The 18397-nt window shown below is 45.9% G+C and carries 16 protein-coding genes; 9 read left to right on the top strand and 7 right to left on the bottom strand.

Going from position 1 to position 18397, the window contains the following annotated elements; all coding sequences use genetic code 11:
* Window positions 1-42: 42 nt before the first annotated feature.
* Window positions 43-1683 carry a methyl-accepting chemotaxis protein gene (locus tag ACUJFK_RS04325; protein WP_445426188.1) on the bottom strand — a complete coding sequence of 547 codons (1641 nt, stop codon included), beginning with the start codon at window positions 1681-1683 and terminating at the stop codon, window positions 43-45.
* Window positions 1684-1881: 198 nt separating this feature from the next.
* Window positions 1882-2172 carry a high-potential iron-sulfur protein gene (locus tag ACUJFK_RS04320; protein WP_445426187.1) on the bottom strand — a complete coding sequence of 97 codons (291 nt, stop codon included), beginning with the start codon at window positions 2170-2172 and terminating at the stop codon, window positions 1882-1884.
* 319 nt (window positions 2173-2491) lie between these two features.
* On the opposite strand from ACUJFK_RS04320, the gene ACUJFK_RS04315 reads away from it, so the two are divergent.
* Window positions 2492-3730: a DUF819 family protein gene (locus ACUJFK_RS04315; RefSeq protein ID WP_226749447.1), complete on the top strand. Its 1239-nt coding sequence runs from the start codon at window positions 2492-2494 to the stop codon at window positions 3728-3730.
* Window positions 3731-3791: 61 nt separating this feature from the next.
* On the opposite strand, the gene typA is transcribed toward ACUJFK_RS04315, so the two are convergent.
* Window positions 3792-5627: a translational GTPase TypA gene (gene typA, locus ACUJFK_RS04310; RefSeq protein WP_226749446.1), complete on the bottom strand. Its 1836-nt coding sequence runs from the start codon at window positions 5625-5627 to the stop codon at window positions 3792-3794.
* 345 nt (window positions 5628-5972) lie between these two features.
* Here typA and glnA point away from each other — a divergent pair, with 345 nt between their 5' ends.
* The 4 genes from glnA to glnG all read left to right on the top strand — a co-directional run bounded on the left by glnA (window position 5973) and on the right by glnG (window position 10578).
* Complete coding sequence (gene glnA, locus ACUJFK_RS04305; RefSeq protein WP_226749445.1) at window positions 5973-7382, top strand: glutamate--ammonia ligase; 1410 nt, start codon at window positions 5973-5975, stop codon at window positions 7380-7382.
* A gap of 131 nt (window positions 7383-7513) precedes the next feature.
* Window positions 7514-8020, top strand: a complete 507-nt coding sequence (locus ACUJFK_RS04300; protein WP_445426186.1) for a DUF4124 domain-containing protein — start codon at window positions 7514-7516, stop codon at window positions 8018-8020.
* Window positions 8021-8107: 87 nt separating this feature from the next.
* Window positions 8108-9169: a nitrogen regulation protein NR(II) gene (gene glnL / locus ACUJFK_RS04295; RefSeq protein WP_445426185.1), complete on the top strand. Its 1062-nt coding sequence runs from the start codon at window positions 8108-8110 to the stop codon at window positions 9167-9169.
* Window positions 9166-10578: a nitrogen regulation protein NR(I) gene (glnG, locus tag ACUJFK_RS04290; RefSeq protein ID WP_226749442.1), complete on the top strand. Its 1413-nt coding sequence runs from the start codon at window positions 9166-9168 to the stop codon at window positions 10576-10578. The genes glnL and glnG overlap by 4 nt, the downstream gene beginning before the upstream one ends.
* Before the next feature lie 32 nt (window positions 10579-10610).
* Here glnG and ACUJFK_RS04285 read toward each other — a convergent pair whose 3' ends face one another.
* Window positions 10611-11138, bottom strand: a complete 528-nt coding sequence (locus ACUJFK_RS04285; RefSeq protein WP_445426184.1) for a Spy/CpxP family protein refolding chaperone — start codon at window positions 11136-11138, stop codon at window positions 10611-10613.
* A gap of 138 nt (window positions 11139-11276) precedes the next feature.
* Here ACUJFK_RS04285 and ACUJFK_RS04280 point away from each other — a divergent pair, with 138 nt between their 5' ends.
* The 3 genes from ACUJFK_RS04280 to ACUJFK_RS04270 are packed head-to-tail and all read left to right on the top strand — an operon-like array spanning window position 11277 to window position 14418.
* On the top strand, window positions 11277-11972 hold the full coding sequence (locus ACUJFK_RS04280) for a response regulator (RefSeq protein ID WP_445426183.1): 696 nt from the start codon (window positions 11277-11279) through the stop codon (window positions 11970-11972).
* Complete coding sequence (locus ACUJFK_RS04275; RefSeq protein WP_445426182.1) at window positions 11972-13375, top strand: ATP-binding protein; 1404 nt, start codon at window positions 11972-11974, stop codon at window positions 13373-13375. The genes ACUJFK_RS04280 and ACUJFK_RS04275 overlap by 1 nt, the downstream gene beginning before the upstream one ends.
* Window positions 13375-14418 carry an alpha/beta fold hydrolase gene (locus ACUJFK_RS04270; protein WP_445426181.1) on the top strand — a complete coding sequence of 348 codons (1044 nt, stop codon included), beginning with the start codon at window positions 13375-13377 and terminating at the stop codon, window positions 14416-14418. Before ACUJFK_RS04275 ends, ACUJFK_RS04270 begins: the two co-directional genes overlap by 1 nt.
* Window positions 14419-14421: 3 nt before the next feature.
* On the opposite strand, the gene ACUJFK_RS04265 is transcribed toward ACUJFK_RS04270, so the two are convergent.
* A complete protein-coding gene (locus ACUJFK_RS04265; RefSeq protein WP_226749437.1) occupies window positions 14422-14886 on the bottom strand; it encodes a tRNA (cytidine(34)-2'-O)-methyltransferase in 465 nt (154 codons plus the stop codon).
* A 169-nt stretch (window positions 14887-15055) separates the two neighbouring features.
* Here ACUJFK_RS04265 and ACUJFK_RS04260 point away from each other — a divergent pair, with 169 nt between their 5' ends.
* The gene (locus tag ACUJFK_RS04260; RefSeq protein WP_445426180.1) at window positions 15056-16939 is read left to right on the top strand and encodes a putative bifunctional diguanylate cyclase/phosphodiesterase; all 1884 of its coding nucleotides are present in this window, start codon (window positions 15056-15058) and stop codon (window positions 16937-16939) included.
* Here the strand turns inward: ACUJFK_RS04260 and gpsA are convergent.
* Together gpsA and secB are read right to left on the bottom strand one after the other, a co-directional pair.
* Window positions 16929-17942 (bottom strand): NAD(P)H-dependent glycerol-3-phosphate dehydrogenase, encoded by a 1014-nt coding sequence (gene gpsA / locus ACUJFK_RS04255; RefSeq protein ID WP_226749435.1) that lies wholly within the window; start codon window positions 17940-17942, stop codon window positions 16929-16931. The genes ACUJFK_RS04260 and gpsA overlap by 11 nt on opposite strands.
* Window positions 17942-18367 (bottom strand): protein-export chaperone SecB, encoded by a 426-nt coding sequence (secB, locus tag ACUJFK_RS04250; RefSeq protein WP_445426757.1) that lies wholly within the window; start codon window positions 18365-18367, stop codon window positions 17942-17944. The genes gpsA and secB overlap by 1 nt, the downstream gene beginning before the upstream one ends.
* Window positions 18368-18397 lie beyond the last annotated feature (30 nt).

Raw genomic sequence — 18397 nt, 5'->3', positions numbered from 1 at the left:
ATTTGTTTATTTTACTAGGTGGTCATTGCACCTGCGTAAAGATTATTGAATTCGAAATTGCCGCCAACCGGCACTCAGTTGCTCCGCAACGGCCGAAAGTTGTTCACTCGCCTCAGCTGATTGTGCGGCACCATCATGCAGTTGCTGACTTGCCGCATGAAGCAAACTAATTCCGCTGACAAAGCGCGAAGTCACCGCCTGTTGACCTAAACTCGATAAAGCAATTTGTTGGTTAAATTGGGCTAGCCTGCTGACTTCTGCCGCAATATCCCGAAACACAGCTTCAGTGTTACGCGTTTGCAAAACACTACTCTCGGCTTGCTCTGAGGCTTGATCAATGGCGGCAACCGCATGATCGGCTTGTTGTTGCAAAGTATTAATCATCTCGCGGATTGATTCAGTCGCAGCCTTAGTATTTCCTGACAACGTTCGCACTTCATCAGCCACCACCGAAAACCCACGCCCTGCTTCACCGGCACGAGCAGCTTCAATCGCTGCATTTAACGCTAGCAAATTTGTTTGCTCTGAAATACTTCCAATCACTTCCAATACACTGGAAATTTTGCCTGCATCGCCTTGTAAACTTCGCATCAAATCGCGCGATCGCAACATGGTTTTCTCAAGAAGCTCTGAGCTTTGCATACTGAGTAACGCATCAGCACTGCCTTGTTGGCAAAGTTGTTGTGCTCGGGTCGCACTGTCGGTTGCCGCTGCGGTTTGACTGACCACTTGGTTTAGTGAGGCACTCATCTCTGACACCGCCAAGGCCAGCTGATCGGCTTGATGCGCCTGCTGCCCTGCCCCCGTATTGACTTGCTCACTAATGGTTTGTACTTGGCCGGCTTGTTGACTGAGCGCCGAAGAACTCGCACCCAATTGCTGTAGTAGAACCGCAAAACGACCAAGCATTTGATTTAACGCTTTGGCCGCCTCTGCAATTTCATCATGACCTGCCTCATCAGCTCTTAAGGTGAGATCAGCCTGCTGTGATAATTGCAATAACATGTCACGCAACCGTTGCAGCGGTTGACTAACCGCAACACGGGTGCGCCAAATTAACGCTAACACCAATAGCAATAAAGCTGCACCGCCATATAAATAACCCTGTAGCATGGCTAAGGTTAATTGCTCAGCCTGATCGCGTACTTCGGCAGCGGTGGCAATTTGCTGTTCCACAAACTGCTCTGCTTGCACCGTAAACGGCGCAATGTGCTGTGACACTTCGTAAGTAATAGTCGATTCATTAAGAATTTTAACTAACAAGGCATCTGAACCAGCAAACTCTATCCATTGCTGATAATGCTGGATCGCCTTTGCAAAAGCAGTGTCTAATTGTTCAAGTAACACCGCATCCTCTGCCGTTTTGGCTATACGTTGATCGATAAACTGCTGCCAATGCTGTTCTGCCTCTAGCAGTAATTGTTCAACCTGCTGCTGAGCCTGCTCAGCGCTAATCCAGCCAGTTCGATACTGTTGTAACAAGCTTAAACCTTGTTGCTGCAAAAGTTTTTGCGGTGTCATCACATGCGTTAAAATCACCAAGTGCTGGGCATATAATTGATGAAATAAGCGGTCTTTGACCGTAGCTGCCCAAAAGCTGGCTAATAACACCACCACTAATAATATGCAGGGGATCAGCCCAAGTAGCACAACACGTTTAGCAATGGTAAGTTTAAGTCGCATGACACACCTGTCTTCATCCTAAAAAAGATACATTAACAAGCCGATATGGCTGTTTTATGACAGGACAATAAAGGGGTAAGGCAGCAAACGAAGTGAATGAATAACTCAAGAGAATGACTATGATTGCGGCTCAACCAGCCGCAAAATAACCTGAGTTCAAACACTCTGGTTTAAACTCAGGTTGAGGTGGAGGCATCGTTAAGCTTTTTTAACCCAAGCAGAACACCAGCCTTCAGAGGCCACTAATTTACCTGGGAAAATAGCACATGGGCGCCATTCATCACCATCGACGCCTTGCGCTAAGCTACAGTTTGCACATTTCTGATCGGCTTTCTCAGACTTGTGCGTGTATTTCATTGCGGCCGCTAATGGATCATCTAACTTTACCGGCTCGGCAGCAAAAGCTCTTAAGCTAACGCCACCCACGGTCATACCAATCACTGCACCGGCAGAGATCTTGAAAAAATTGCGACGATTAATATTATTCATGTTGTTTCTCCTGCATTGTTGCTTATTATAATACTGATGAATGCGCGTTGTGGATTTGATAAGCATCAAGTTTCCACTGAGTTGTGCCACGCCATCTTTGGTTTAACTATTGCCATGCTAAATTCAGTGTAGATGATTTCGTATTTATTAGCGCATAATTTTTTGCTTTGCAGCCCTCACCGCCATCAAACCTCGTTTTTACCGCTTTGGTCGTTTTTTCAATAGCGATCAAAAACGCATGCTAGCCAGCCCCACCCTGTCTGCGTTATTGTTGTTTTAAGACGTAATAGGAAGCAAAAGACTTCAGGAAAACCACACCATGCAAAACTCTGCTGTTCTGTTTAACAATGATGCTGTGTTATTTGGCGTCATTACGGTCATTCTGGGGGTGGTATTTTATACCAGCCACAGCAGTCACCGTTATTGCCAAGCGTTTTATCGTTTTGTTCCCGCCTTGTTACTTTGCTATTTTTTACCGTCACTGTTAAATACTTTTGGGTTAATCGATGCAGAAGGCTCGTCGATTTATCATGTCGCTTCACGTTACTTACTCCCCGCTAGCTTGGTGCTGTTTACATTAAGCGTCGACTTTAAAGCGATTTTAGGGCTAGGGCCTAAAGCCTTAATTATGTTTTTCACAGGTACCTTGGGCATTATGATCGGTGGGCCCATCGCGTTATTAATTGTTGGTAGCCTTGCGCCTGATGCTCTGGGTGGCGATATTTGGCGTGGCATGACCACCATTGCCGGTAGCTGGATTGGTGGTGGCGCCAATCAAACCGCGATGAAAGAAGTGTTTGAAGTGGATAACACGATTTTTTCGGTGATGATCACCGTTGACGTGATCATGGCGAATATTTGGATGGCGGTGTTATTAATTTGGGCCAGTCGCGCTGAGAGTTTTGATAAGAAAACCGGAGCGGACACCAGCGCCATTCGCGAGTTAAAACAACGTATCGAACACTATCAAGCGCAGCATGCACGGATACCGCAACTGCATGATTTGATGTTGATTATTGCGGTAGGTTTTGGTGCCACAGCCATAGCACATTTTGCTGCCGATGGTATTGCGCCTTGGATAGCCAAAGAAGCGCCACAATTAGCCATGTACAGCCTGACCAGTACCTTTTTCTGGTTGGTGGTGGTAGCCACGACGCTGGGGTTATTATTATCGAACACCAAACTCAGAAAACTGGAAGCCGTAGGCGCATCTAAAATGGCTTCAGTGTTTTTATATATACTGGTGGCCAGTATTGGTATGCAAATGGATATCCGCGCTATTTTAGATTACCCCATTATGTTTGTAGTTGGCGTAGTGTGGATGGCCATTCATGCCGGTTTACTGGTCATTGTGGCAAAGTGGATTAAAGCACCATTGTTTTATCTGGCTGTGGGCAGCCAAGCGAATGTCGGCGGTGCGGCCTCGGCTCCCATTGTCGCAGCGGCCTTTCATCCCTCTCTCGCGCCGGTCGGGGTATTATTAGCGGTACTCGGTTATGGTGTCGGCACTTATGGTGCTTACCTGTGTGGGCTTATGCTGCAGTTTGCTGCGCCTTAAGGTTGCTTTCTACACATAAAAAAGCCAGCTTTCGCTGGCTTTTTTATTACGGCTCTACCGATTAATCGGCTTTACGATTTGCACGCTTACGGTCGTTTTCCGTTAAATGACGCTTACGGATCCGGATTGACTTTGGCGTCACTTCAACTAATTCATCGTCGTCAATAAACTCTAACGCTTGCTCTAAAGCATAACGAATAGGTGGGACTAAGTTGATCGCTTCGTCAGTACCTGAAGCACGTACGTTAGTTAACTGCTTGCCTTTTAAACAGTTAACAGTCAGATCGTTGCTACGACTATGAATACCAATAACCTGACCTTCATACACTTCTTCAGCATGACCGATAAACATACGGCCGCGCTCTTGCAAAGAGAAAATGGCATAACCAGCGGCTTTACCCATAGCATTGGAGATCATCACGCCGTTCATACGTTGACCGATAGAACCGCCTTTATGCGGGCCATAATGGTCAAAGCTGTGGTACATCAAACCGGTACCAGAAGTGATCGTCATAAATTCAGTACGGAAACCGATTAAACCGCGGCTTGGCATCAGGAAGTCCATACGGTTACGACCTTTACCATCTGGTTGCATGTTGGTCATTTCGGCTTTACGTTCGCCCATCTTTTCCATGATGGTACCTTGATGCTGTTCTTCACAGTCAATGGTCACGTTTTCCATAGGTTCCATTTTCACGCCGTCTATGGTTTTCATAATCACTTCTGGCCGAGAAACCGCTAACTCAAAACCTTCACGACGCATGTTTTCAATTAATACACCTAAGTGTAATTCACCACGGCCTGACACTTTGAATTTGTCACCGTCTTCGGTTTCTTCAACGCGTAAAGCTACGTTGTGTTTCAGTTCGTTTTGTAAACGCTCTAAAATCTGACGTGAAGTCACAAACTTACCTTCTTTACCCGCGAAAGGTGACGTGTTGACTTGGAAAGTCATGGTAACGGTGGGCTCATCAACTTGTAACGCCGGTAAAGGTTCAACCTTAGTAGTGCTACAAATGGTGTCAGAAATTTTTAATTCGCCTAAGCCGGTAAAGGCAACAATATCACCCGCTTGCGCTTCTTGTGTTTCGATACGCTCTAAGCCTAGGTAACCGAATACTTGGCCTACTTTACCGTTACGCTTGGTACCATCAGCACTCACAATCGTCACTTGCTGGTTCGGTTTTAATGAACCACGCTTGATACGGCCGATACCGATAATGCCTAAGTAGCTAGAGTAATCTAACTGAGAAACCTGTAATTGCGTTTCGCCATTTAATTCAACGGCTGGAGGGGCAACATACTTGACGATAGCTTCAAATAAATCTGTGATGTCGTCTTTTTTAACGTCGGCTTCTAATGAAGCCCAGCCATTCAGACCTGACGCATAAACAATCGGGAAGTCTAATTGATCATCAGAAGCGCCTAAGTTATCGAATAAATCGAAAACTTGGTCGATAACCCAATCTACACGAGCACCTGGCTTATCAACTTTATTGATAACAACGATAGGCTTTAAACCATGAGCGAAGGCTTTTTGTGTTACGAAACGCGTCTGTGGCATAGGGCCTTCAACCGCATCAACTAACAACAATACCGAGTCAGCCATTGATAAAACACGTTCTACTTCACCACCGAAATCAGCGTGTCCTGGTGTATCCAGAATATTGATATGGTAACCGTTCCAACGTACAGAAGTGTTCTTGGCCAGGATAGTAATACCCCGCTCTGACTCCTGTGCGTTTGAATCCATCATCCGTTCTTGTAACTTAGCACGGGCATCGAAGGTTCCGGATTGTTGCAACAGCTTATCAACCATGGTTGTTTTACCGTGGTCGACGTGGGCAATAATAGCGATGTTACGTAATTTATCTAAATATGAAGCGGTAACGCTCATGAATATGTATCCTCTGTGGCACTAGATGACCATAATGACCACCAGGCAAACGCATTTTAAACTTAAGGGCGCATATTCTACTCTTTATTTGTCTGAAAGAAAAATTCCATGCGTGCTTTTACTGATTTTTTTTCAGGCGGTTAATTTTCCGCTACACTGAGAGCGAGCCCGCGAAGCACCAACTTGATGCAGTGAAGCACCATTTTAGTGCAAAGCTATCAACTGGCTGTGCTGATTTTTTTAAATAATTAATAGATACATAAACTTAGTATGTTGGCATATATCTGGCATTTAACAGGGCAACATACAATACAAATGCTCAAATTGGTTCACTTGGAGGACTGCATGTCTGTAGAAAACGTTCTGAAACTTATCAAAGAAAACGATGTAAAGTTTATCGATCTGCGCTTTACCGATACCAAAGGTAAAGAGCAACACGTCAGTGTACCGGTTAGCCAAATTTCTGAAGAGACATTTGAAGACGGTAAAATGTTTGACGGCTCTTCTATTACCGGTTGGAAAGGCATCAACGATTCAGACATGATTTTAATGCCAGACGCTTCTAGCGCTGTATTAGATCCTTTCTTTGAAGAAACCACGTTAAACATCACTTGTGACGTTATCGAACCAAGCACCATGCAAGGTTATGATCGTGACCCACGTTCAATCGCTCAGCGCGCTGAAGCGTATTTAAAATCAACAGGTATTGCTGACACAGTGTTGTTTGGCCCTGAACCAGAATTTTTTATGTTTGACGACGTGCGTTTCCACACGGACATGTCAGGTTCTTTCTTCAAACTGAACTCTACTGAAGCCGCGTGGAACTCAGGCACGAGTTATGAAGAAGGTAACAAAGGTCACCGTCCGGGTGTTAAAGGCGGTTATTTCCCGTTACCACCAGTAGATTCAGGCCATGATATTCGTAGTGCCATGTGTATGGTGCTTGAAGAGATGGGCCAAGTTGTTGAAGCGCATCACCACGAAGTGGCCACTGCGGGTCAAAACGAAATCGCAACGCGTTTCAATACATTAACTAAAAAAGCAGATGAAGTTCAACAGCTTAAGTATGTAATTCACAACGTAGCACATATGTACGGCAAAACAGTTACCTTTATGCCTAAGCCATTAGTCGGCGATAACGGTTCTGGTATGCACTGCCACCAGTCTTTAGCTAAAGATGGCGTTAACCTGTTCGCAGGTGACAAATACGCTGGCTTGTCTGAAATCGCACTTTACTACATCGGCGGTATCATTAAGCACGCTAAAGCCATCAATGCTTTCACTAACCCATCTACTAACTCTTACAAGCGTTTAGTGCCACATTTCGAAGCGCCTGTGATGTTAGCATACTCAGCGCGTAACCGTTCTGCGTCAATCCGTATCCCTCTGGTGCCTAGTGCAAAAGCACGTCGTATCGAGTGTCGCTTCCCGGATCCAGCAGCTAACCCATATTTAGCCTTCACTGCACAATTGATGGCGGGTTTAGACGGCATTCAAAACAAGATCCATCCTGGCGATGCCATGGACAAAGATTTGTATGACTTACCTGCTGAAGAAGCAGCCAACATTCCACAAGTGGCTACCTCTTTAGATGAAGCGTTAAACGAATTAGACAAAAACCGCGCGATCTTCACTAAAGGCGGCGTTATGTCTGACGAAATGATTGATGCTTATATTGGTATCAAGCGCGCGGAAGCCCGCAAAGTTGCAATGGCTGTGCACCCGCTTGAATTTGAATTGTATTACAGCGTGTAATATCAGTTAATTAAGTTTTTTCTGTGCATTAAAAGCTCACTTCGGTGAGCTTTTTTTTGTAGAATATTTAAGTATTTCCAGCTAAAGTTAAAAGAAGCGTCAGGAAGACGGAACTCAGGAATACAACATTAATGAAATTACTTTGGCTGTCACTGACATTATTACTCGTTGCCAACTCAACTTTGGCGCAAGAAAAGAAGATATTTGTCGGTCGTGATGCCAATGGTGTTTTGGTTTTTTCAGATAGCCCGTTACCCGGCTCAGAAGAAGTCAGTTTGCAAAGCCGACCTAATATCATGGAAGCAACAGACACACGCTTACCTGAAAAAAAGCCACCAGCCCCTGAGCCTTATACTGTCTCAATTACCCAACCTGAAAATGAAGCCACCGTTCGCGACAACACCGGTTCAGTTTATATCTCCGGCCGTATCAGTCCCCGTTTTCAGCGTGGCTTTCGCGTTAGGCTATTATTCGATGGTAAACCGCATGGCGAGCCACAGAACAGTGCGGTGTTTGTGTTGCGTGATGTTGATCGCGGAGAACACAACGTACAAATAGAGCTTCTAGATGAAAACGGCAAGCTAATTGCAACAAGTCCTCTTACCATCTTCTATATGCATAGAACTCGTATAAATTAACCAAATTAGTGCATTGTCAGTGAAATTCAGGTTGTTCTGAGTTAAGCTTCACTTCCATAGCACCAAATTGGTGCAATAGGTAAGTTTATGACTCAGGACTCGTTTGCGATCTCACTGGTTGATCAGCTCACTACCGCGGTAATGGTGTTAGATGAAACGCTCAGCGTGTGTTATTTTAATACCGCCACTTGTGCCGTTTTAGGCCTAGGCGAAAAAAAGCTTAAGCAACAGTTCTTTCCCGGTTTATTTCAACACATCGATTTAAAAGCCAATCATTTGTATAACGCGATGCAAAGCAAACAAGCTTTTAGCGTCAGTGACGTACAGGCAGTATTAATTGATGGTCGTCATTTATTGTTAGATATCTCAGTCACTATTATTGAGCAACAGCCGATATATTTGCTGCTGGAGCTGCGCCAAGTTGATCATCAACGCAAGATCAGTATGGAAAGCCTGCAACAACATCAGCATCTAGCCGCCCGTGAATTGATCCGTGGTTTAGCCCATGAAATTAAAAACCCCTTAGGCGGTTTAAGGGGTGCTGCGCAGCTGCTAGAAGAGTCACTGGATGATGAACAAAAAGAATACACCCAACTGATTATTGCCCAAGCGGATCGTCTTCGTAATTTAGTCGACCGTTTGCTCGGCCCTTATCGGCCTCCAAGTTTACAACAAAGTAATTTGCACCAGGTTGCAGAGCAAGTCCTTAAACTGGCGAACATGGATAATCCACAACAAATTTATTTTCAACGTGATTATGATCCCAGTATTCCCGATTTTATGTTCGATCCTGAATTGTTAGAACAAGCCTTATTAAATATCGTACGAAATGCACAACAAGCACTCGTCGATGGAGGTCAAATCACGCTACAAAGCCGTATCTTGCATCAGCACACCTTGCACGGTAAGCGCTATAAGCTGGTTGCCTGCATTAAAGTCATCGATAACGGTCCGGGTATACCCGTGGCCATTCGCGACACATTGTTTTATCCAATGGTTAGCGGCAAAGCGGGTGGCACAGGCTTAGGCTTATCCATTGCGCAAACGCTGATCCATCAACAACGCGGTTGGATAGACTGTGAAAGCTGGCCGGGACATACCGGTTTTATGATTTATTTACCTATTTCAGACTGTGAGGATGATGTATGAATCAATTTGTCTGGATCATTGATGACGATAACTCCATTCGTTGGGTCTTAGAAAAAGCCTTAGCACGCACCGATATCCAATGTGAAAGCTTTGCCTCAGCCGATTTAATGCTGCAACGCTTAGAGTATGAACAACCGGCAGTTGTCGTATCGGATATTCGGATGCCCGGTACAGACGGCATGGCGCTACTTAGCAAGTTGCAAGAACTTAGCCCTGATTTACCCGTGATCATAATGACAGCGCATTCTGACCTAGACAGCGCCGTCAACGCCTTTAAACGAGGTGCTTTTGAATACTTGCCTAAGCCCTTTGATGTTAACGATGCCGTCGCCCTGATCAGTCGGGCTTTAGAGCACAGCAAAAACCAATTAGCCAAACAGCAACCGCTGCCTCCGGCACTCAACCCAGAGATTATTGGTGAAGCGCCGGCCATGCAGGAAGTGTTTCGTGCTATTGGTCGCTTAGCCCGCTCCAGTATCAGTGTACTGATTAATGGGCAATCAGGTACTGGTAAAGAGTTGGTCGCGCGCGCCTTACATAAACACAGCCCTCGCTCAGAAAAACCCTTTATTGCCTTGAATATGGCGGCGATCCCAAAAGATCTGATTGAATCTGAGCTATTTGGTCATGAAAAAGGCGCGTTTACCGGGGCCAATACGCAACGTAAAGGGCGTTTTGAACAAGCCGATAGCGGCACCTTATTTCTGGATGAAATTGGCGATATGCCGCTTGATGTACAAACACGTCTGTTACGGGTATTAGCCGATGGCCAATTTTACCGGGTCGGCGGTCATCAGGCTGTCGGAGTAGATGTCCGTATTATTGCGGCCACCCACCAAAATTTAGAATTGCTAGCTCAAGAAGGTAAGTTTCGTGAGGATTTATTTCATCGTTTAAACGTGATCCGCGTGCATTTACCTACTCTAAAAGAGCGCCGCCAGGATATTGCTAAGCTGGCACGCCACTTCTTACAGCAAGCCGCAACGGAGCTTAATGTAGAAGCGAAAACGCTGAGCAAAGAAGCAGAATTATTTCTGACCGATTTAGATTGGCCAGGTAACGTGCGGCAATTAGAAAACACCTGTCGTTGGCTCACCGTGATGGCCAGTGGCAAACATATTGTGGTGGCCGATATGCCGCCAGAATTAACACAAAGCGGTAAAAACAGTTATAACTCGGTTACCGACGCAGTTCATGGTGATTGGCAAAGCTTGCTCGCGCAATGGGTGACGGAACGCTTAGCCGCAGGTGAAGAAAATATTTTGGCCGAAGCGGGCCCCGCTTTTGAGAAGATTGTGTTACAGCAGGCGCTGCATCATACGCATGGTCATAAACAAGAAGCCGCGCGCAAATTAGGCTGGGGCCGAAATACGCTAACGCGCAAATTAAAAGAGCTGGGCGTCGAATAGACGCCCAGCTGCTTATTTAAGCAGAACGTGCCTTAAGCTGAGCGCTCTGCTTTAGTACGACGGCCCTCAGGTTTACCTTCACCATCACGGCCCTCGCTTTTACTGCGGCGTTCTTCACGTTGGTTTTTCAATTGCTCACGTTGCGCAACGGTTAAGATCTGATTGATTTGATGACGTAATTGCAGCAAATGCAACTGACGCTCTTCTTGCTTAGCACGACGCTTTTCTAGTAAAAGTTTTGCCGTTGTTTCATCAAACTGTGGCGCATCCATCAGTGCTTGCCAAGCTTGCTTGTCGGCCGCTCGATCTGCTGCATCGCCTTGATTAACTCGGTGTTCGGCTAAGACAGCCGCAACGGCTTGCTTTTGTTCAGCAGACAAATCTAAGCTGGCTAACTGGCGCTTTAGCATGGCACCCGGTGCCATTTGTTGCCGCTTGTGCTGTTGCTGTTTATATTGATGCGGTGCTTTTTCTGCTGAGTCTGGTGCTGCAGCCATACTTGCAGAAGAAAAGGCGACAAGGGTGCTCAAGGTAAGTAATAAGGTTTTCGCTTTCATCATTTGCTCTCCGCTTAGTTGACTGTTACAGCTTAACTCAGCCAATGCAAAGCAACGCAAAGGACAGGTAAAGATTCTGTAAAGAGCCTGACAGTCTGAAAGTGACCACGTAAACTGACCTAAAGCAACAGGAGTAGTAGCATGCCAAAGATCTTGATGATTGATGACGACACTGAACTGTGTCAGCTAGTGGCGGAATATCTCGCACTAGATGGGTTAAGTTTCGAAGCAGTACACGATGGCCAAGCTGGGCTTGAACGTATTCAAACTGCTGCAGCCGATCTGATTTTATTAGATGTTATGCTACCCACTTTAGATGGCTTATCGGTATTAAAAGCATTGCGGGCCGGCCCTTATTGCCCCGTGCTAATGCTAACCGCCCGTGGAGATGACATCGACCGGATCCTAGGTTTAGAACTCGGCGCTGATGATTATTTGGCCAAACCGTTCAATCCACGAGAATTGGTCGCCCGCATTAAGGCCATCTTACGCCGGGTTGAATTACTGCAACAAGAGCCGAGCCATGCAGTAAGCCTTATACATATTAATGATTTGAGTTTAAACACACAAAATCGCCAAGTATTGTGCGCAGAACATCCGATAAGCCTCACTGCCACCGAGTTTCAGTTACTGGAAATGCTGATGCGCAAAGCAGGCGAAGTGATTTCTAAAGAAGAGTTGAGCAAAGTCGTGCTCGGTCGCCGATTACAAATGTATGACCGCAGTTTAGATATGCACATTAGTAATATTCGTAAAAAACTGGCGCAATTTAGCCCAAACGAAAAAATTCAAACCCTGCGGGGCAGTGGTTATTTATTTTTAAGTGATGGACACTGATGAAATTTCACTGGCTTAACCCGGTTAACTCGCTAGCCGGTCGTATCTTTATCTGGTTTTGGTTAGTGCTGATCCTGACAGTTTCAAGCACCTTATTTTTAAGTAGACAATTGCTTGAAGATACCAAAATTCATCGCTTGCCCAATAATATTGTCACGCAATTACAGCAGCAGGTGAAACAATTTCATCGCGCCGAGTCGGTCGACAAGCTGCTCCGTTACTTGCAGCGGCAACAAGATCCACGCTGGGTCGTCGTTGATTTAGCACAAAATCAGGTATTAACACCCGATGTCTTACCTCGTAACTTTGATCAAAACTGGTTATTTGAATTAAACCAGCTTAATCGGCCACGGCTGTTGCGGCATAATAATATGCATCTGGCGGGGCCTTTTATGCTAGAAATCGGCGAACAAACCCTAGCGCTTTACCAACAGCGTAATATGCCGAGTCAACCTTGGTGGAGCCTGCGCGGTTTATCCGAACCCATTCTGGTGCTGTTACTGCTCTTAACCTCGGCGGCAGCCAGCTTTATTTTGGCCATTTCCATTTCTAAGCCATTACGTGAACTGGTGCAACATAACCTGTTGTTCGCTTCCGGTAAGTTGGATAGCCGAGTACCACGTTTAGCAAAACGTAAAGATGAACTAGGCCAACTTGGCCGCAGTTTTAATACCATGGCCGAGCGGATCAGCGCCTTATTACATAATCAGCAACGCTTAATGCGGGATATTTCACATGAATTACGCTCACCCTTAGCGCGCGCGCAGTTGGTGTTGGGTTTAACCGAACGCCAACAAGATCTGCAACAATTACCGCGTTTAAAAAATGAATTAGAGCGGCTCGATGTGATGCTTGATGAATTATTAACCTACAGTCGTTTAGACGCAGGGCAATACCAACTGGATATCCATGCCTGTGATTTGGTCGCGTTAACCGAAGATGTGCTGCATTTAAATCAAGTCGATGCCGATGCTAAACAGCAACAATTACGCTATGTTGGCCCAGAGCAACTGTGGCTGCAAGCCGATAGCCGCCTGTTAGGCCGTGCCATTGAAAATATTTTACGTAATGCGCTTAAATATAGCCCCGAGCAAAGCACTATTGAATGCCGCATAAGTGCGCAGGCTAGCAGCGTAACCTTAACTATTCGCGATCATGGTTCGGGGATCCCGGCAGAACAGCTCGACAAAATCTTTTTACCGTTTTATCGAATCAGTGATAGTCGCACCAGCACCACCGGCGGTACGGGTTTAGGTTTAGCCATCGTGGCACAAATTATTCGCCAGCATCAAGGTGAGGTTGTGGCTAGCCTGCCCTCTGGTGCGGGCTTGCAAGTCAGTGTTACACTGCCGCTTACGCAACAACCGCCCACAACGAATACGGACGAACACGAAACCACCTAATGGCAGACGTTACTTTTAACCCGATCCAGCCGCTTACCACTGAACAGCAGTTAACCAAACACTGGCTAGACACCTTGTTGCCGTTTTGGCGACAAATGCAACACGGCCAGTTTGCTGGAGTGGCCGGTGTGCCGATACATTACAGTTATCATTTAACCCCCGGAGCGCACACGGCGTGGGTGATCAGTAGTGGCCGCATTGAAACGGCAATTAAGTACAGCGAATTAATGCTCGAATTAACCACTGCCGGTTATAGCGTGTTTATTTTAGATCATCGCGGACAGGGGCGATCCGGTCGCATGTTACCCGACTCACAACTGGGCTATGTTGCAGATTTTGCTGATTATCAGCATGATTTAGAGAGTTTTTTACGGCAAGTGGTCAAACCGGCGGCACATCAAAAACATGTATTACTGGCCCATTCAATGGGCGCAGCTATTGCCGCAGGCTTAATTACTCAGCCACCTTGGCAGGAATGGCAGTCGTTTTTCTGCGCAGCGATCCTTTGCTCGCCGATGTTCGGCATTTATACTGGCATGGTACCTTCTAACGTAGCTGAACCGCTCGCCCTGCTTTATTGCCAGTTACGGCGCTGGTGGCAGCCTAATGCGCCGCGTTATTTTCCGATGCAGTTAGCTTACAAAGATAAAGCCTTTGCCCATAATGAATTAACTCAAAGCCAAGCACGCTATCAAGCTTTACGTCATTGTTATCAAACCGAGCCACAACTGCAACTGGGTGGCGTAACATGCACTTGGTTACATCAAGCTATTTTGGCGATGAAACGTTTACGCTGCAGCGCGCACCACTGCCAAACACCGGTCTTGTTGTTACAAGCCGGCGCCGATCAAGTGGTGGCTAACCGCGCGCAACTGGCTTGGTTTAAGCAATTACCTAAAGCGCTACCACATAGCTTTAAAATAATTGAAGGTGCCAAGCACGAGCTTTTGATGGAGCAAGACAACCTACGCCAACAAGCCCTGGTTCACATCAATCAGTTTTTACAACAGCTACCCACTTTCGCGAACAAGGCGCTGAAATAAGACTTAAACCCCCGCCAGAAAATCATGCTGTCGCCACGCTTCGTAGCTAACAATAGCGACACTATTGGCCAAATTTAAGCTGCGCGCCCCCGCCTGCATGGGAATGCGAATTTTCTGCTCGCTGGGTAATTGATCGCGTACTGCATCAGGTAACCCGCTGGTCTCAGAGCCAAATAACAACACATCATCTGGCTGATATTGCACTTGATGGTAAAAACGCGTGCCTTTAGTGGTGACTGCATAAATGCGCCGCCCCTGCATTGCCTCGGCAAATTGCTGATAATTGGCATAGCGCGTGACACGCGTTAAATCGTGATAATCTAAACCTGCGCGGCGTAATTTCTTTTCTTCAAAATCAAAGCCCATTGGTTCAATGATATGCAATTGACAGCCATTATTCGCCACTAAACGAATGATATTGCCCGTATTCGGTGCAATCCGCGGTTCAAACAATGCCACATGAAACATTACTAATTAATCCTTGTTGTCTTTGTAGTACAAAGGTACTATCTGGAGTTGACCACGCAATGCGTATTGCTAGAAATCTAACTGTTATTTCTAGTTTACACACTGTACCCGCTGAGCAAAAAGCTCTATAGTTAAAGTTGGTCAGAAATTAACCTAGGAAAGTTTCGCAATGACCCACCTTAAAAGCACGTTTTGCGTAGCGTTATTTAGTATCAGTTTGCCTGCTACAGCGGCAAACCAGCCTATTATGGAAGGCGCCTTTTTGCTCTCTACCTTGACAATCTGTTTACTGGTAGTGGCCTTGATCTTAACCATGCGCAGCTTGGCGATAAAAAGTCATAAGCTCAAGCAATTTCGCACCAGTTTTAGTGATCTGCTCAGTCAAACTTCTGGTGTTATTGCTGTATTGGATAAAAACTTGGTGTTGCGTAATGGTAGCGGCACGCTAAAGCGTTTATTAAAAGCCGATGAAAGCGCAACTATTTCTGCTCCGCTCAATTTATATGCCGATCCTGATGGCAAAACATTATTGGATAACGACATTAAACTGGCTTTACGTACAAGTGGAAAGTGGCAAGGCGAAGCTTGGCTATTAAATGAGCGGCAACGCGAAGCTTTTGAGCTAAGTATTCACAGTGTGCAGCCAGATAACGTGCGTAATACAACCTACCTTATGTATGGCCAAAACATCAGCGAACTGCGTAAAGAAAATCAATTACAGTTGCAGCAACAAACCCGTGATAGTTTGACCTTATTGCCCAATAACAAAGTGTTTGATGAATTACTGAAAATGGTATTGCAAAGCTGTGATGCCCATTATCCTTCAGCTGCGGTTATTTTTATTCACTTAACACCCACCTATGACAGCAAACACAACGAAGCCAAATTACAGCAACAACTGCCAGAAATTGCGGCCAAGCTACAACAGGTGCTGCCACGAAAACTGCTGTTAGCTCGCTATAAAACCGATGGCTTTGTGGTATTAGTACCGCCCCATTTGTGTAACCACAACAGCAGCATTTATTTAAACCAGCTAGCACACAAAATTTTAGCCGGCATTAATCAGCCTGGCAGCGATGACAGCAAGGCTATTGAGATCTTTGCCCACCTAGGTATCAGTATCAGCCCGAACGACGGTATCGATGCCGAAAGCCTCTTGAACAGTGCTGAAAAAGCGGCGCATAAGGCTTCGCAACAAGGCCAAAACAATCTGTGCTTTGCCGATAGCGGCAGCCAAGAGCAAGCCCCAGATTATTTAGCCATGGAAACCGAATTATATCGCAGTGCTGCCCAAGGCGAATTCGAGTTGTATTACCAACCTAAGTTCAGCATTAGCAGTAATCGGATTATCGGTTACGAAGCCCTGCTACGCTGGCCTAGCCCACGTCGCGGCATGTTACCGCCACCCACCTTTATGCCCTTAGTAGAAGAAACCGGCCTCATTATTAGTTTGGATCGCCTGGTGTTCCGTAAAGCCTGTCAGCAAGTGAAATACTGGCAACAAACCGGGTTAATGCGTGGCCGTTTAGCACTAAACATTTCTAACCAACAATTCGAGCAAGCTGACTTCTTGCGCTTTATGCAAAACACCTTGCAAGATGCCGAGGTTAGCGCCAGTTTATTTGAATTAGAATTACCTGAGACGATTTTTACTCAACCCACGGTGTGGTTACGTGAACGGATGCATAGCTTGGATAAGATGGGCTTTCGTTTAATTTTAGATAACTTTGGTGAAGGGGTATCCTCTTTAACCCAGTTACGGCAACATCCACTGCATGGTGTGAAATTATCGCCCACGCTAACCAAGTATATTGAACAGCAAGAACAGCAACGTAATATCTGCGCAACGTTAATCCGCTTAGCCAATTACCTGACTCTGGATGTTACCGCGACGAATATCGAAACAGAGATGCAGGCATATTTGCTGCATGTGATGGGCTGTGATAATCAGCAAGGTCACCGCTTTAGTAAAGCCGTGCCCGCTGATGAAATTGGTCAATTATTACTAAAAGAAAATAACCTGCTGAACAACACGAACCTGGCTAGTGGCTAGTTTCGTCTTTGCGCTCGCGGCCTAACAAGTGTTGGGCTGCTAAGCGCGCATCCTTACCTTCATACAACACCTTGTACACTTGCTCTGTTATGGGCATTTCCACGCCCATACGTGCAGCTAAGTTAAACACCTCTTTGGTATTGCGGTAACCTTCAACCACTTGGCCAATGCTCTCAATGGCTTCAGCGACAGACTTACCCTCGCCTAACAATAAGCCGAAACGCCGATTACGCGATTGATTGTCGGTGCAGGTTAAGACTAAATCGCCTAACCCGGCCATACCCATAAAGGTATCTTTTTGCGCCCCCATAGCACAGCCTAAACGACACATCTCGGCTAAACCACGGGTAATCAGTGCAGTCCGCGCATTGGCACCAAAACCAATGCCATCGGCCATACCTGCGCCAATGGCAATAACATTTTTTACCGCACCGCCCAACTGCACACCAATAAAGTCGGGGTTGGTATAAACGCGAAACGTTTTCGCGCAGTGCAATAAATCTGATAATTCTTGAATAAAAACAGCATCGCTGGAAGATAATGAAATAGCAGTAGGTAAACCTGCGGCCATCTCTTTTGCAAAGGTAGGGCCGGATAACACCGCTAAGGCAATTTGCTCACCCAAGATATCGCGGGCGACATCTTGTAATAAACGCCCAGTATCAGGCTCTAAGCCTTTTGTGGCCCAAGCCACTCGGGATTTTGCAGTGAGTAATGGCTTAATTTGCTGAAGCGTAGCGGCGAAAGCATGACTAGGTACTACCATCAAAATATCATTGCTCGTTTGCACGGCAGCCGTTAAATCCGCGGTCACTTGCAAAGTTTTCGGTAAGGCAATGCCAGGCAGATATTTTTGGTTTTCACCTTGTTGCTGCATTAAAGCCATTTCGGCGGCGTTACGACCCCACAAGGTAATAGGGTTGCCGTTACGCGCCAAACAAATAGCAAGCGCGGTGCCATAAGACCCCGCGCCAATAACGGTAATAGCAGAAGGCTGCAACATTACGCGTTCAGTTGTGGTGATTCAGCCTGACGTTGCTGCAAATATTGCGCAAATAAGGCATCAAAATTCACTGGCGCTAAGTTTAACTGTGGGAAAGTACCACGGTTAACTAAGTTTGAAACAGCTTCACGGGCATAAGGGAACAAAATGTTCGGGCAGAATGACGCTAACATGTGAGCCATTTGCGCTTCTTCCATTTCACCAATAGAGAAGATACCCGCCTGTTGCACTTCGCATAAGAAAGCTGTTTCATCACCGACAGTGGTGGTTACTGTTAAAGATAAAATAACTTGATAAACGTTATCTTCAATTTTGTCGCTGCGGGTATCCAGATCTAACTTAACTTCTGGTTTCCATTCTTTACGGAAAATAGCAGGTGCGTTTGGTGCTTCAAATGAAACATCCTTAACAAAAATACGCTGAATGGCAAATTATAGACCCTGTGCAGTTTGATC

The sequence above is a fragment of the Alishewanella sp. HL-SH06 genome (assembly GCF_052656265.1).
Note: the sequence above shows the minus strand (reverse complement) of the source record. Positions and strands in the feature narration are given on the sequence as shown.